The sequence below is a fragment of the Nostoc sp. LPT genome, from assembly GCF_017115165.1.
In the GTDB taxonomy this organism is placed as follows: Bacteria; Cyanobacteriota; Cyanobacteriia; order Cyanobacteriales; family Nostocaceae; genus Nostoc.
In genome coordinates this window covers 1-15,783 of sequence record NZ_JABXKF010000041.1, presented here as the reverse complement: position 1 = coordinate 15,783, position 15,783 = coordinate 1, and the positions used below count along the sequence as shown (strand labels likewise).

Annotated in this window: 14 protein-coding genes; 11 read left to right on the top strand and 3 right to left on the bottom strand. The window is 40.7% G+C overall.

What is annotated here, in order from left to right; all coding sequences use genetic code 11:
* Positions 1-77 precede the first annotated feature (77 nt).
* On the bottom strand, positions 78-1,418 hold the full coding sequence (gene ctpB / locus HWQ58_RS09355; RefSeq protein ID WP_104908831.1) for a carboxyl-terminal processing protease CtpB: 1,341 nt from the start codon (positions 1,416-1,418) through the stop codon (positions 78-80).
* A 313-nt stretch (positions 1,419-1,731) separates the two neighbouring features.
* Here ctpB and HWQ58_RS09350 point away from each other — a divergent pair, with 313 nt between their 5' ends.
* The 3 genes from HWQ58_RS09350 to HWQ58_RS09340 all read left to right on the top strand — a co-directional run bounded on the left by HWQ58_RS09350 (position 1,732) and on the right by HWQ58_RS09340 (position 5,000).
* Positions 1,732-2,430 carry a YdcF family protein gene (locus HWQ58_RS09350; protein WP_292860763.1) on the top strand — a complete coding sequence of 233 codons (699 nt, stop codon included), beginning with the start codon at positions 1,732-1,734 and terminating at the stop codon, positions 2,428-2,430.
* A gap of 502 nt (positions 2,431-2,932) precedes the next feature.
* Positions 2,933-3,079 (top strand): hypothetical protein, encoded by a 147-nt coding sequence (locus HWQ58_RS09345; protein WP_292860761.1) that lies wholly within the window; start codon positions 2,933-2,935, stop codon positions 3,077-3,079.
* A gap of 724 nt (positions 3,080-3,803) precedes the next feature.
* A complete protein-coding gene (locus HWQ58_RS09340) occupies positions 3,804-5,000 on the top strand; it encodes an acyl-CoA dehydrogenase family protein (RefSeq protein WP_292860758.1) in 1,197 nt (398 codons plus the stop codon).
* A 103-nt stretch (positions 5,001-5,103) separates the two neighbouring features.
* Here HWQ58_RS09340 and HWQ58_RS09335 read toward each other — a convergent pair whose 3' ends face one another.
* On the bottom strand, positions 5,104-6,306 hold the full coding sequence (locus tag HWQ58_RS09335; protein ID WP_292860755.1) for a 3-dehydroquinate synthase: 1,203 nt from the start codon (positions 6,304-6,306) through the stop codon (positions 5,104-5,106).
* Between the two features lie 477 nt (positions 6,307-6,783).
* On the opposite strand from HWQ58_RS09335, the gene HWQ58_RS09330 reads away from it, so the two are divergent.
* The 8 genes from HWQ58_RS09330 to HWQ58_RS09295 all read left to right on the top strand — a co-directional run bounded on the left by HWQ58_RS09330 (position 6,784) and on the right by HWQ58_RS09295 (position 15,148).
* The gene (locus HWQ58_RS09330) at positions 6,784-7,689 is read left to right on the top strand and encodes an EboA family metabolite traffic protein (protein WP_292860752.1); all 906 of its coding nucleotides are present in this window, start codon (positions 6,784-6,786) and stop codon (positions 7,687-7,689) included.
* A gap of 91 nt (positions 7,690-7,780) precedes the next feature.
* On the top strand, positions 7,781-8,689 hold the full coding sequence (locus tag HWQ58_RS09325) for a TatD family hydrolase (protein WP_292860750.1): 909 nt from the start codon (positions 7,781-7,783) through the stop codon (positions 8,687-8,689).
* Positions 8,690-8,813: 124 nt separating this feature from the next.
* Positions 8,814-9,746 (top strand): UbiA-like protein EboC, encoded by a 933-nt coding sequence (eboC, locus tag HWQ58_RS09320; RefSeq protein WP_366837644.1) that lies wholly within the window; start codon positions 8,814-8,816, stop codon positions 9,744-9,746.
* A 144-nt stretch (positions 9,747-9,890) separates the two neighbouring features.
* Positions 9,891-11,117, top strand: a complete 1,227-nt coding sequence (gene eboE, locus HWQ58_RS09315) for a metabolite traffic protein EboE (protein ID WP_292860747.1) — start codon at positions 9,891-9,893, stop codon at positions 11,115-11,117.
* A 15-nt stretch (positions 11,118-11,132) separates the two neighbouring features.
* Positions 11,133-12,506 carry a nucleotide pyrophosphatase/phosphodiesterase family protein gene (locus HWQ58_RS09310; protein WP_292860744.1) on the top strand — a complete coding sequence of 458 codons (1,374 nt, stop codon included), beginning with the start codon at positions 11,133-11,135 and terminating at the stop codon, positions 12,504-12,506.
* Between the two features lie 207 nt (positions 12,507-12,713).
* Positions 12,714-14,207, top strand: a complete 1,494-nt coding sequence (locus tag HWQ58_RS09305) for a catalase (protein ID WP_292860742.1) — start codon at positions 12,714-12,716, stop codon at positions 14,205-14,207.
* Between the two features lie 170 nt (positions 14,208-14,377).
* A complete protein-coding gene (locus HWQ58_RS09300; protein WP_221707489.1) occupies positions 14,378-14,587 on the top strand; it encodes a hypothetical protein in 210 nt (69 codons plus the stop codon).
* 261 nt (positions 14,588-14,848) lie between these two features.
* Positions 14,849-15,148: a hypothetical protein gene (locus HWQ58_RS09295; RefSeq protein WP_292860736.1), complete on the top strand. Its 300-nt coding sequence runs from the start codon at positions 14,849-14,851 to the stop codon at positions 15,146-15,148.
* 175 nt (positions 15,149-15,323) lie between these two features.
* Here the strand turns inward: HWQ58_RS09295 and HWQ58_RS09290 are convergent.
* Positions 15,324-15,783, bottom strand: a 460-nt coding sequence (locus tag HWQ58_RS09290) for a tetratricopeptide repeat protein (RefSeq protein WP_292860733.1), incomplete at its 5' end; no start/stop codon positions are given.

Sequence of the window (15,783 nt, the reverse complement as noted above, 5' to 3'; positions counted from 1 at the left end):
GGTAATATCAAGCAGTTTCCATAACTCCAAAAATCTGGATTTGGGAATATGTAAATACCTGGTAACAAATAACTCACCTAAAATTTCAAGTCACCAGCGCGGCTCATGGGTCGAGTCGGTTGATTTGCTGGCGGCTGGGCAAAGTTGTTATTTGATAGAATTGCGATCGCTCGAGCATATTGGGGATCGCTCTTAGTTCCGATTAAATTTGGATTAGAAGCCAATTGACGCTCTTGTGCCTCTGTCAAGTCTAGCTTGATATCTGGTGTAATTCCTTTATGGTTAATATCCGTTCCCGCCGGGGTGTAGTAATGGGCAATGGTGACAGCCAAGCCGGAACCATCTGCGAGTTCATGAACTGACTGGACTAAGGCTTTGCCAAAGGTTTGACCACCTACAACTACCGCCCGCTTATTATCCTTGAGCGCCCCTGTAAGGATTTCACTAGCACTAGCTGAATTACCATCCACTAAGACCGCCAAAGGACGATTTGTCAAAGCAGTACGATTGGCTTTAGTTTCCTCACTGCTGCCCACACGGTCTATTGTCTTGACAATTCCGCCGTTATCATACCACATCCGAGCAATTTCAATGCTCGCCTGCAACAAACCGCCAGGATTTCCCCGCAAATCTAAGACATAAGAATCAACTTTCTTAGTGTTCAAATCGCGGATGGCTCGTTGCATTTGGTCTGCGGCGTGGGCGCTAAATTCTCGCAAACGGATATAGCCAACGCGGCGGTTCCCTTCTTGTCTGAGGGTATAGCGTACTGTTGGGACTTCAATACTTGCCCTTGTCAGCTTCAAATCAAAGGCATTTTGGCCTGCGCGTCCCACCCGTATCTTGATGGGAGTACCCGCTTTGCCACGTATTAGCTTAGAAGCATCATCCACTTTCATTTTGAGAGTGGATTTGCCGTCAATTGCCAAAATTTCATCGCCTGCTTTGATCCCAGCTTTCAGCGCCGGAGAATTTTCTATGGCTTCGACAACGGTGAGCCGCTGAGTTTTTTCGTTCACTTCCATCCGAACGCCAATACCAGAGACTTCCCCAGATGTTTGGCTAGTCAGAGCTTCAAATTGTTGGGGGTCCATGAACCGAGTGTAAGGATCTCCCAACTTTTGTAAAGCTTCGCGGATGGCAGTGTATGCTTCTTCGCGAGAAGAGTAGTCTTTGCTCAACAGGCTTTGCCTGGTTGCTTGCCAATCTTGTTGATTAAATTTACCATCAACATATTCATGATTTACCAGTTGCCAAACTTGGTCAACTATCACTTTTGGGCTGTCTTGTAGGGCTAGAGCAGCACGGACACCACGAGTCCAAGCGGGGCCGAACACAGACATGGTAGCAGTTGTGGCGATCGCTCCACCAATCAAGGCTACTTGGAGCGGTGAGTAACTTTTCGCAGATTGGTTCATGTATACTTAGCTGGAATAATTGTGTTGTTGACAGTTTAGCAATCAGGCTTTCCAGAAATTTTTAAGTTTTTATACCCCAGAATCAACTATGCTTATTCATCATTTTTATCCTTCTAATGATGCCAAAAATGCCGCATTAGTTATTAACAATCATTTCTCACTTTGTTAGTCTTCTCCGGAAGGCTATACTGAGCGTGTGACACTTTAATTAGCGTCATGTTTGCATTCTAGATTACTTTTATAAGATAGCACTTTGCTCATTCAATTGCAGTATTGTTAGACAGCAGTAAAATCAGCTTTTCTTACTTAAGTCATGAAACGCAAATTTACCATCAAATCATTAATTTCTATTAAAAAAAAATCTGCTAATCTGTGGCAATTGTTACAAAAACTCAGTGGTGGATTGTATCTTATCCTGGGTGCTTGGCTGATTTTTACTACTATAACCTTAGTTTTTGCTTCTTCGCAGCCGATAGATGCTTTCTTTGTGCTAGGTGGTAGTATTCGTCGAGAAACTTATGTTGCTCAACAAGCAAAACAATACCCACAAACCCCAATTTTAATTTCTCATGGTTCCCCAGATCCCTGTATACGGTTAATTTTTCAGGCGGAATTAGCAGAGTTACAAAACGTTTGGTTAGAAAACTGCGCGAATTCTACCTTTGAAAATTTTTATTATAGTATTCCAATTCTGCGCCGTTGGGGAGTGCATAAAGTCATGTTGATTACCTCGGCCAGTCATTTACCCAGAGCTAAATGGATGGCACAGATTCTTTTGGGCGCTCATGGCATTTGGGTAGAGCCAGAAATTGTTCAAGAATTGGGTATTCCTGGTAATCATGAATCTTGGACTAAAACTGGATTAGATGTAACACGCAGCTTATTTTGGGCGATTTTAAGTCAAATTATTCAACCGCAATGCTCAAATGTCACAAAACTTACCGATGTAGATATGCAAGCTTGGGAGCATCGAGGTTTTCATTGTGAACACCAAGGAGGGCTGAAGAGATAACTTACTCGTATGCGTCCATATATGAATTATCTTGACTACTTGTTCGGATTCGATGATCTCATATCTCAACCGATGCTGTATATTTCTCCTTTGAGAATAAGCACCTGATAAGTCCCAACCAGCTTTTCATCAGGTGGAGGATTTTGAAAATGGCTCCTCAAAAGCTTGCTGACTCACCAATCCAACTATCCAACATCCTAAAAACAACATATATATCGTTGAATTTGTTGGAAATTGTTACGTATGAATTGGGTAACAGGTTTTTCCGATGAACCTCGATCATGCTTAACTTTGAAATAATAAGGACCGTCATCAAAAATCTTTCCTGCTTTTAAATCAAGTTTGATTGCGATCGCTTCCTCAGAGGAGATTGTGCAAAAAATTTGGTGGTTGTAGATGACGTATAAAAGGAATTATTTACAAGATTGCTATAAATATCAGGTGAAAGCGCAAGTAAACTAATAATTTCTTGTTGTAGAGGGTTTAATTTTACGCATCTAGAATGAGCGAGAGAATCGACCACCTAAAGCCACTGAACTACTTGGAGTTGGAATGTCACCAGATGCAGCAGATTAGCGATGCCTGCGGCGGGCTATGCCTAGGCATTAACAAACTACGGGACGGTGGCAAGCTAGAAGAACCATTATAGGCAGTTTAGAAGTGTTTGGGAGAGTTGAAAGGCCCATATTTGACTGAGTTTGAGGAAAGGCTGTTGAGTGTGATAGAGAAAGAATACGGGGTTACAGATTAAAATATTATGCTTAACGCCTTACGGCATCAAAGGTTTGGTCAGTATAGGCAAATTATTCAGTACTGATAAAGAATTGACAAGTTTATCAAAAGATTCTTCATTGCGATCGCAGTTTACATGCTGTAAATTTTAATGTAGAAGATATTCAGTTAACTTTTTATTTTCACAACATTTGAATTGTCTTTTCTATAAAACAAGTTATATAACTTACACAAATCAGGGACATTTTGGAATAATAAAATATTTAATAAAATTGAATTTGAGGATTTTATAAAACTCAACTATTTTGGAATATTGAGTTGTTAAATGGTACTGTGCTTATTCAAGATATGGCTGGTTCAACTAGTTTTTACTTCAATTAATATTTGCTTAGATGCAGTGATAGCAACAGCACAGACTATATATCCCTTTACTGGCAACTATCGCACTAATGTTAACATTCATCTGATATCAGACAATATTTTACAAATATTGGAGATAAATGTGAGTACAGCCGAGTGGATTCTAAAACTATTTTATCTATTTATATACAAAGATTATCTAAAAATGCGGTTACAAAATTTAGTTTTTAATACCTGAAACAAAACTATATATTGGCGATATGGGAAAAAAAGGATAAGACATGATTGACTTCAACCTGACTCAAGAACAGCAAATATTGCGAATACAAGCTCGTGAGTTTGCCCAAAATGAAATTCAGCCTATTGTTCGTATAATCGAGGAGTCTAACAATCTAGAGATAGAACCTTGGGAATTTTGCCAAAATTTGTTCTATAAGGGATCTGAATTAGGATTTACATCCTTGATGCTTCCAGAAAAGTTAGGAGGTGTGGGGCGAAAGTGTATAGATTTGGCTATAGTACTGGAAGAAATAGGCGTTGTGGATGTCAGCATTGCTTGTAGTTATTTCAATCTCACCGCAGCAATGTCACTGTTTGTCACTAGGGCAGCAACCACAGAACAACAAAAACGAATACTATCTTTTGTAAATTCCGGAAAACCCCATCTGTTCAGCGCCGCAGAGAGTGAACCTAATGTCGCCACCTCTGATATGTTCTGCGCGCTCCCAGACTCCAATATTGGGATGAAGACCTTTGCAGTGCGTGAGGGCAATACATACATCCTTAATGGGACAAAATCCTCGTTAGTTACAAATGCTGGAATTGCGGATGCCTACTTCATTATTGCCCGTACAGCAATGGATAAACCATTGCGCGAAAGTTTGTCTATCTTTTTCGTTCCAACAGAGACACCTGGGATTAAGTTTGGCAAAAAGACACAGATGATTGGTTGGAAAGCCTCTCATCATGCTGAGATTAGCCTAGATAACGTCCTAGTCCCTGTGGAAAATCTGATTGGACAAGAAGGAGAAGCCGGAAAACTACTAATGTTGCTTCCAGAAGTAGCTATTGGGCTGGCAGCTTCTTATGTTGGTTTGGCTCGTGCTGCTTATGAGTATGCTTTGAGTTATGCCAAGCAAAGAGTCAGTTGGGGTCGTCCGATTATCGAACATCAGGCAGTGGCTTTAAAATTAGCGGATATGATGATTAACACCCAGGCTGCACGACTGGTGGTATGGGATGCAGCAGTTACAGCAGAAACTTCTCCCCAACTTGCCGCCACAATCAAAGCACCAGCCGCCAAGACTTTTGCAGTGGATGTTGCAATCAAAAACGCACAAACAGCCGTTGAAATTCTTGGGGGCTATGGGGTGACAAAAGAGTGCTTGGCTGGCAAGTTTCTTGCCGATGCAACTATCGGTTATTCCTGTGACTTTACGCGAGAAATCTTGCGTCTGGGGATCGTGAACTTTTTGTAATAGATTAAGGGGTAGCTAGTTACTTCCAATAGCGGGCGTGCCAGGACAATACTCAGAGGTTTCTTAAGAGACATCGCTTCTGTTGATTGCATTCAAAGGAGAATTAATGTAAAAGTTCCCAATCTTGCAGCATCAAAATAGCATCTCTATACAAAGACAAATCCACCTGATGAACTTCTATTCCTTCTCCGATTCCTTGTAGAAGGGTGATTGTTAATTTTCCTCCCAAATGTTCACGGAATTCCGTAAGCCCCCTAAATAGACAATGCGGATGGTCTAGTCGATCTAATTGCTCTGTCAATGCCGAGACGTACAAAGTAAAGCCTAATTTTTTGAGTGTAGTTAGAACCCTTTGCCACTCTGATTGCAAGAGTTGCCCTGTTAAATATGAATAGGTTGTATCTAAAGCGATGCCGATCGCTACAGCTTCACCATGACGTAGGCTGTAATTAGTTAAATGCTCTAGTTTGTGAGCAGCCCAGTGTCCAAAATCTAAAGGACGCGATGAACCCATTTCAAAGGGATCGCCGCTACCAGCGATATGCTCTAAATGCAACTGGGAACAACGATAAATCAATGTTTCCATTATGTCCATGTCTCGATTAGCCAATTTCTCGGCATTAGTCATAATGAAATCGAAGAAATCTGCATCTTTAATCAGCGCTACTTTCACTGCTTCTGCAATACCCGATCGCCAATCTCGATCGTCGAGGCTAGTAAGAAAATCAAAGTCATTCAAGACGGCATAAGGTGGCATGAATGTACCCAAAAAGTTTTTCTTACCGAAGGCATTGATTCCGTTTTTTACTCCTACACCCGAATCATTTTGCCCTAATACTGTTGTCGGTACTCGTAGCAGCCGAATTCCTCGGTGAGCCGTTGTTGCTGCGTATCCTGCCATGTCTAGGACGGCTCCACCTCCAATTGCTAAAACGTAGGAATGACGGCACAATCCAGCTGTATTGATCTGCTGATGAATTTGCTCTATAAATCTAGAATCGTTCTTGACTGCTTCTCCACCTGGAACTATTATCGGCTCACCGCTCAGTGTTAGTACATCTTGATAACATTGGGCATAGACTGATAATTTTTTTAACAGCCCATCTTGATACTGTAAAAATCCTCCATCTACCACCGCTAATACTTGTTTTGGGGTTGTCTCTCCATCTGCGGCGATCGCTTGTGCAAGCAAAGGATTATCTAACTGAAACAGACCTTTAGTAAAGTGAACATTATAATTAAAGGTAACACGTACGCATTGGTTAATTGATTGCAGATTCAGAGCGCTTTTTTGTTGAATAATCATTTGAATATTATTGTTTTTAAGTAACTGTAAATAGATATACTACTGCAATTTAAACTTATCCCGAAATAGGCATGATAAATTTCCTAAGTAATTCAAACTGGAAATAAATTACTAGATAAATCTATTTACTCACTTAATCATAGTTTTGAAGTGTCTTTGCCTAGCGCTTAAGTTAAAAATAACATTCATTCATGTATATTTTTTATTGCTGCCTATATTTCATATATAAGGTTTGTAATGGAGATCATTATTACATAAAATTCTAATTTTTTTCCGTAAGATAATTTGAGGATTTATCTAATAAAAATGGTATCTTTACAGTATCTTCTTTAAAGTCAAGATATTTTTATAGATTCAGTGAAGTTACGATCTCAGTAGGATATTATCTAACTGTTTCAATCCCCAAAAATCAAGTTTAGTGGTATATTTTATACTTGGTTGTCACAAAAAAGTTGGACAACTTATCCTGAATTTATCATGAGTAAAGTAAACCAATTACTGCATCATTGGCTATTAAAGTCTGTTTCAGAGAAAGCTTTTACTTGGTTGTCACAAAAGCAGGCACAGATTGCTAGCGGCGCTGCTGATAGAGTGTTTTTTACGGCTTTTAGTGCTGTGCCGCGTTATTTAGGTAAACAGGATTTGCAACTAACATTCCAGGACTTGGAAGCAGCAGAGGATGTGATTCCTGGTTGGTATCCTGGTAATTGGAGTGTAGATCAAGCAGGTCGCACACTTTTGCTTTTAGCATTGCCCCACGATGATCCCCAAGGCTATGTGCGATCGCTCGATCAAGTTTTCTCCACTGCCGATATGGGGGAGTTAGTTGTCCTTTATCAAAGTTTGCCGTTCTTACCACACCCAGAGTTACATCGCCATCGTACTGCTGAGGGAATTCGCAGTAATATGAGTAATGTATTCCAAGCCATAGCACTACGTAACCCTTATCCAGCGAATTATTTAGATAATGCTGCTTGGAATCAGATGGTGCTGAAGGCTGTGTTTGTCGGCAGTCCGTTACATTTAATTTGGGGTCTAGATTGGCGTGCTAACCCTGAATTAGCGAGGATGTTGGCAGACTATGCCCATGAACGTTGGGCAGCTAAACGCACAGTTACGCCAGAACTTTGGCGGCCTGTAGGGCGGTTTGCCGATAGCGCAATCATCACAGATTTGGAAAAAGTACTAGTTAATGGGGATATACACGAACAAGAAGCAGCAGCCTTAGCTTGTGCTGAGTCTCCTTTACCCCAAGCGCAAGCATTACTTTCTCATTACCCAGATTTACAGTCATCCATTCAACAAGGTAATCTGACTTGGAGCAGTTTTAGCCGCGATGCCTGCGGCGGGCTAGCACGCCAACACCTTTTTGTTTACAAATAAAAGAGAGTAGGAATAAGGGGCACAAGGAAAATAACCAATTTCCAATGCCCAATCCCTAATCCCCAATACCCAATCCCCAATCATTAAAACCATGATGTTCATCGATCCTCACATTCACATGTGTTCGCGTACTACTTACGATTACTTAGTAATGCGTGAATATGGAATTGTTGCCGTTATTGAACCAGCCTTTTGGTTAGGACAACCCCGAACCAACGCTGGCTCATTTAAAGACTACTTCAGTAGTCTTGTGGGCTGGGAACGATTTCGTGCTAGTCAGTTTGGCATCCAACACTACTGCACAATCGGCCTAAATCCGAAAGAAGCTAACAATGAAGCGCTAGCCGCTGAAGTTATGGAACTGCTACCACTTTATGCGTGTAAAGAGGGAGTTGTTGCTATTGGTGAAATAGGCTATGACGATATGACAGAAGCAGAAGATAAGTACTTTTGTCAACAGTTAGAATTAGCCAAAGAACTCGATAGTTTGGTACTAATTCATACTCCTCACCGTAACAAGAAGGCGGGTGCTAGTCGGAGTATGGATCGTTGTATTGAATATGGCTTAGATCCTTCACAAGTAGTTATCGATCACAACAACGAAGAAACTGTTGAAGAAGTATTAGGAAGGGGTTTTTGGGCGGCTTTCACGATTTACCCACAGACGAAGATGGGTAACGCTAGGATGGTTGAAGTTGTCCGTAAATATGGACGTGATCGCATCATTGTAGATAGTAGTGCTGATTGGGGTATTAGCGATCCTTTGGCAGTCCCAAAAACGGCTCAGTTGATGTTAGATAGGGGTATTCCTGAAGAACATGTGCGAGCAGTTTGTTATGAAAACGCCCTAACTGCTTACAGTCAAACGGGGCAGATGAAAGCATCAGATTGGCTCAATCTTCAATCTGTCGATCAGCGTCAGTTGTTCAGTGGTAATTCTGTGCTGCGGGGACAGGAGCCAGGAATCAAATCAGTTTCAGATTATGTGTTGATTGAGTAGAAAATCGGGGAGAGACGCGATTAATCGCGTCTGTACTGGGGAGTGAGAAAAAGGAATTGCATAAATTGATTCATCTGTAATATGCAGTTTATTTTGAGAAATTACTAGGCATGGAGGCAGATAAGTGAATGTTGCAAGCTTAAATTTTCAAGGCTGGCGGGGTTATCTGGAATTAATGCGTCCTGCTAATATTGTTACTGCTTGGGCGGATATTCTTCTTGGTTTTGCTGCTTCTAGCTCTGGAATAATTTTTACTAAATTAATTAATGGCGAAACAACTTTTGCCATACTAATTCCATTAGCTTGGTTGTTATTAGCTACAACTGGTTTATACGGCGGTGGGGTAGTTTTTAACGATGTTTTCGATGCAGAATTAGATGCAAAAGAGCGACCAAATAGAGCAATTCCTAGTGGTCGCGTATCTCGTCAAAATGCTACTTTATTGGGGAGTATACTGTTTGTAATCGGGATTATAGCTGCATTTCAAGTATCGTTGTTGAGTGCTGCGATCGCTATTTTTATCACTCTTTCATGCCTCCTTTATAACTCACTCGCCAAACATCATCCTTTTTTCGGGCCTTTAAATATGGGTTTGTGCCGTGGCAGTAACTTATTATTAGGTGTAAGTGCTGTACCAGAAATCATCGGAGAACGTTGGTATTTAGCGCTGATTCCTGTTCTTTATATTGCTGCTATCACCGCAATTAGTCAAGGTGAAGTTCACGGAGGTAAGAAGATTACGGGAGTATTAGCACTACTGCTAATTGCAATAGTTTTGACAGCAGTTTTAGCTTTAGGATTATTAAAAGAGTATACAGCGATCGCAGCCCTACCATTCGCTATTTTATTAGCTATTAGAATCTTGCCTAACTTTATCAAAGCTGCGCAAGAACCGATAGCCGAAAATATTCGAAATGCTGTGAAAATAGGCGTTTTATCTCTGATAGTCTTAGATGCAACTGTTGCATCTGGTTTTGCTGGTTTGTATTACGGTTTATTAGTTTTAATCTTGCTACCAATTTCGATGAAGTTAGCAAAAGTCTTTGCTGTTACTTAAATTTAAATGTGTACACCCAGTAATACGATTAATCGGCTGTAGGGGCGCATAAATGTGCGCCCCTACCTATGAATATGTAGCAAGTATTTTGTGAAACTTAAGCCAAAGAAAACAGATTACATATACAAGGAATAGAACTAGAAAATGAAAATTACAAACAACAATAATTTTCACTTAACTTATTGCAGCAATATTCATCCTGGTGAAAGTTGGCTAGAGGTTTTCACCAATTTAGAAAATTATATTCCCAAACTAAAATCACGTTTATCGCCTACAGAACCTTTTGGTATTGGCTTGAGATTAGCAGATGTTGCCGCCAAACAACTTTTAGAAAGTAATAACTTAGCTGAATTTCAAGCTTGGCTGACTCAAGAAGATTTATATGTTTTCACCTTAAACGGATTCCCTTATGGCGGATTCCATCGACAGGTGGTAAAAGACCAAGTTTATGCACCAGATTGGTCTACACAAGAACGGGTTAATTATACATTAAACTTAGCAAAAATTTTAGCTGCTCTGTTACCCGAAGGACTTGATGGCGGAATTTCTACACTACCACTATCCTATAAACCTTGGTGGGTAAAAGACCAAGCAACTTTCGAGATAGTTGTGAAAAAGAGTTGTTTGAATATAGCATCAGTTGTTGTAGAAATGATTCGCATCAGCGAAGAAACAGGCAAGATACTTCATATTGATTTAGAACCTGAGCCTGATGGTCTAATTGAAAATACCTCAGAAGTAATTGACTTTTATCAAAATTGGTTATTGCCAATAGGTGGTAGTTATTTATCAGAAAAATTAAATATCGAGCAGGATTTAGCAGAGACCAAATTGCTAGAACACATTCGGATTTGCTATGATACCTGCCATTTTTCAGTTGAATATGAGCAGCCACAATCTGTATTTACCCGTTTGCAATCGGTAGGTATTAAGATTGGGAAAATTCAAATCAGCGCTGCAATTAAAGTAAAAATACCTGCTGAAGTTGCGAAGCGTAGTTTGATAGTTGAACGCTTACGTCCTTTTGCAGAATCTACCTATCTTCACCAGGTAATAGAACGTCGTAGCGATGGTACACTCCAGCACTATGCTGACTTAATAACTGCATTACCACATTTAGAGCAATCTCTCGCTGAAGAATGGCGCACTCACTTTCATGTGCCAATTTTTATTCATGATTATCAAATTTTACAATCTACCCAAGATGATATTGCTACTGTTTTACATCTACTTCAGACAAACGATGCTTGCTCACATTTAGAAATTGAGACTTACACTTGGGATGTATTGCCATCAGAAATGAAGATAGATTTGCTAACTTCTATTCAGCGTGAATATGAGTGGGTATTAAAAGAATTTGCCACAAATTAAGAAGGGACTAAGTTTATGAAGAAAACAGTTATTCTAAATGTCGTGGGATTAACGCCCAGCTTACTAGGAGAAAATACGCCGTTTTTATCTTCTTGGGCGGCTATTGGGCAAGTGGTTCCCATCAAAAAAGTGCTACCTGCTGTAACTTGTTCAGTTCAAGCTACTTATTTAACAGGAAAATTGCCTGATGAACATGGAATTGTTGCTAATGGTTGGTACTTCCGCGATGAATGCGAAGTGAAGTTTTGGCGACAATCTAATAAACTCGTCCAGGCTCCCAAAGTTTGGGAAATAGCTAAATCAATTGACCCAACTTTCACCTGTGCCAACCTTTTTTGGTGGTACAATATGTATTCTTCAGTAGATTATGCGATTACGCCGCGTCCGATGTATCCCGCAGATGGGAGAAAATTACCTGATATTTATACCCATCCTAGTGATGTGCGATCGCAAATTCAATCTGATTTAGGAAACTTCCCTCTGTTCGATTTCTGGGGGCCAAAAACTACCATTAGTTCTAGCCAATGGATTGCCAATTCCGCAAAATGGATTGAAGAACGCTACAGCCCCACATTATCACTAGTTTATCTACCACATTTAGATTACTGTCTGCAAAAATTTGGTAACAATCAAACACAGATTCAAGCAGATTTGCGAGAAATTGATGCTGTTTGTAGGGATTTAATTGAATATTTTCAAGCACGTAATACTCAGGTAATTATTCTTTCTGAGTATGGCATTACCCCAGTTTCTCAAGCTGTGGATTTGAACCGCGTATTACGGGAAAATGGTTTAATTGCTGTGCGAGAAGAATTAGGGCGAGAACTGCTGGATTTTGGTGCTAGCATTGCCTTTGCCGTTGCTGATCACCAAATTGCCCATATATATGTGAACGATCCGGCGTATATACCGAAAGTGCGATCGCTCCTAGAAGCGACTGAAGGCGTAGCGCAAGTATTGGATGAAGAGGGTAAAAAAGCTTACCATCTCGATCATCCTAGATCGGGAGAGTTGGTAGCGATCGCTCAATCTGACGCTTGGTTTACCTATTATTATTGGCTTGATGATGCAAAAGCGCCTGATTTTGCTAGAACTGTAGATATCCACCGCAAACCTGGTTACGATCCTGTAGAACTTTTCCTCGATCCGCAAATAAAATTTCCTCAAGGAAAAATTGCTCTCAAGTTACTTAAGAAACAACTAGGTTTTCGCTACCTGATGGATGTAATTCCTCTGGATGCTTCCCTGGTACGTGGTTCTCACGGTAACGTCACCACTTCTCCATCTGAAGGGCCTCTATTTATCACCCATCAAACTCACCTAGTTGACGAACATCAAATTGAGGCGACAGATGTTTGCTCGTTGATTCTCAAACATTTAGATACCTGAAAGGCAGTATAGAGGCGATATATCGCTTCTACATCTTAGTAAAATACAAAAAAATTCCTTGTAATTCATAATCATATCGAGTATGCTTTATATATAAACTCGTTATGACTATGAATTAGATTGTTCTATCAGTAGGCATCCGTCTATATACTGACTAAAATGTACTGTGGGCAATCTGAGTAACTTACATGGAGAGCTTCTTTACCCATGACTGAACCCCAAAAATTGACAACTGCTGACGGTATTCCTGTTGCCGATAATCAGAACTCACTCACTGCTGGAGCGCGTGGGCCTGTATTAATCCAGGATTTCCACCTCTTAGAAAAGTTGGCTCATTTCAACAGAGAACGTATTCCTGAAAGAGTTGTTCACGCTAAAGGTGCGGCTGCTCACGGTACTTTTACTGTTACCAATGACATCACTCGCTACAGTAAAGCCAAACTTTTTTCTGAAATTGGTAAGAAAACAGAAGTTCTCCTGCGCTTTTCTACTGTTGGAGGAGAAAAAGGTTCAGCAGATGCCGAGCGTGACCCTAGAGGCTTTGCCATCAAGTTCTACACTGAAGAAGGCAACTGGGATCTTACAGGCAACAATACCCCTATTTTCTTCATCCGCGACCCCCTCAAGTTTCCTGATTTCATCCATACCCAAAAGCGCAATCCCCAAACCAATTGCAAAGACCATAATGCAAGATGGGATTTTTGGTCACTCAGTCCAGAATCGCTTCACCAGGTGACGATTCTGTTTTCAGACCGAGGAATTCCAAAAACCTTTCGACACATGGATGGCTTTGGTAGCCACACCTTCAGTTTAATTAATGCTGAAGGCGATCGCGTTTGGTGCAAATTTCACTTTAAGACTCTGCAAGGGCATCAAACCTTGACAGAGGAAGAATCGGCTAAGATTAAGGGCGAAGATCCAGATCATGCGACTCACGATCTGTTTGAAGCGATCGCTAACAAAGACTATCCTAAGTGGCGGATGTCTATTCAGGTAATGACTGAGGAGCAAGCAGCCAAACATCCAGATAATCCCTTTGACTTAACCAAAGTTTGGAAGCACTCAGATTATCCTTTAATTGAAGTCGGGATATTAGAGCTAAATCGGAACCCTGAGAATTATTTCGCCGAAGTTGAGCAAGCCGCTTTTAGCCCTAGTGCAGTGGTTCCTGGCGTTAGCTTCTCTCCAGACAAAATGCTGCAAGCTCGGATCTTTTCTTACCCAGATGCTCAACGGTATCGCTTGGGTGCTAACTATCAGCAACTACCTGTCAACCAGCCCAAATGTCCAGTGATGCATTATCAGCGAGATGGCTTTATGGCGCCGGGGAACAATCACGGTAGCGCTCCTAACTATGAACCGAATAGTGCTGAGGGTACGCCCAAAGAAAATCCAGCTTATGCAGAACCACCTAGTCATTTGGGCGATGTCACAGTTGATCGTTACAGTCATCGTGAAGGAAACGACGATTACACCCAAGCAGGTAATCTGTATCGGTTAATGACTCCTGAGCAGCAAGAGCGTCTTGCTGATAATATCGTTGGCAGTCTCTCTCAAGCGAGACAGGATATCCAAATGCGCCAACTTTGCCACTTCTTCCGGGCAGATATTTCTTATGGTCGTCGTGTAGCCGAGGGATTGGGCATTTCAATTGATCCTTCAATGTTTTCTGCGATCGCTGAACCTGTAGGTAGCTGGTAGCCTCGTAGTTTCGTCGGGTGTGTTATGCCGTAGGCTAACGCACCGAAAACTTGGATGGTGCGTTACGTATTTAAGCTAAATTTAGATCCCCGATTTCTTGAAGAAGTCAGGGATCTGATATAAAGCAAATTCATTTGATTAACTTACAAAAACAATGGAGGTAATTAAACATGAAATTAACAGCAACAGAAAAAGGCTTATTAATCCCTAAAGAACTATTAGGAGAAAACCAAGAATTTGAGATTATTCAAGAAAATGGGAAAATTATTATTACTAGCATCAAACAAACATCTTCTATTTGGGATTTAGGTTCAAACCCTGTGGAATGTGATGTAAAAGATGGTGCAATTAACCACGATCGCTATCTCTATAATCCATGAGAAGTATCTACTTTTTAGATACCAGCTATATTTTAGCTCTGGAAATCAAAAATGAAGATGCTCATCAAAAAGTATTACAAAATTGGGCTAATTTAATAAAATATAAACCTTTTTTAATAACAACAACATACATTAATTAAGTATAAATACCCAAGATATATTTACTATTTTATCTAATAGAATTCAGGAGTCAGGAGTCAGAATTCAGAATGAATTCTGTAAAACTGGCGGATGAATAATCTGAAATAGCAAGGCTCATTAATGGAGTTCAGAGGCTCATTAATGGAGTTCAAAGACTCATTAATGGAGTTCAAAGGCTCATTAATGGAGTTCAGAGGCTCATTAATGAAGCTAAAAGACTCATTAATGGAGTTCAGAGGCTCATTAATGGAGCTAAAAGACTCATTAATGGAGTTCAGAGGCTCATTAATGAAGCTAAAAGACTCATTAATGGAGTTCAGAGACTCATTAATGGAGTTCAGAGGCTCATTAAGTAGAGAAACAAAAAAATTTACAGTTATTGCGATCGCTCCCATCGCAGAGCATATCGTAGAGAAGTAGTTGTAGGCATTGCGATCGCATTATTTTGCTTCACTGCATTTGCAATGACATTGTGTAATTAATTATCTTGCCTACTTATTAGACTGGGATTTGAATCTCAGGCGGGTAATGCAGTCGGTGCAGATTACCTAAATTACTGAAACCAACGCCAGACAAAAGCAACCATTCTCTTGAATCAAGGCTGACGATTCCGCCGCAAGTCTTCCAGATTCTTACGGTAGGTTATTGTATCGGGATGATTTGCCCCCAACCGTTTTTCAGCGATTTCCAAAGCTTCGATGTACAAAGGTTCGGCATCGCTGTACCTTCCCTGTGAATCGTAGAGCAATGCCAAATTGTTCAGGCTAGTTGCCACAGAGGGGTGTTCATCCCCCAGCAGGCGTTTTGTCATCGCCAAAGCTTCGATGTACAAAGGTTCGGCATCGCTGTACCTTCCCTGTGAATCATAGAGTAATGCCAAATTGTTCAGGCTAGTTGCCACAGAGGGGTGTTCATCCCCCAGCAGGCGTTTTGTCATCGCCAAAGCTTCGATGTACAAAGGTTCGGCATCGCTGTACCTTCCCTGTGATTCGTAGAGTCCTGCCAAATTGTTCAGGCTAGTTGCCACAGAGGGGTGTTCATCCCCCAGCAGGCGT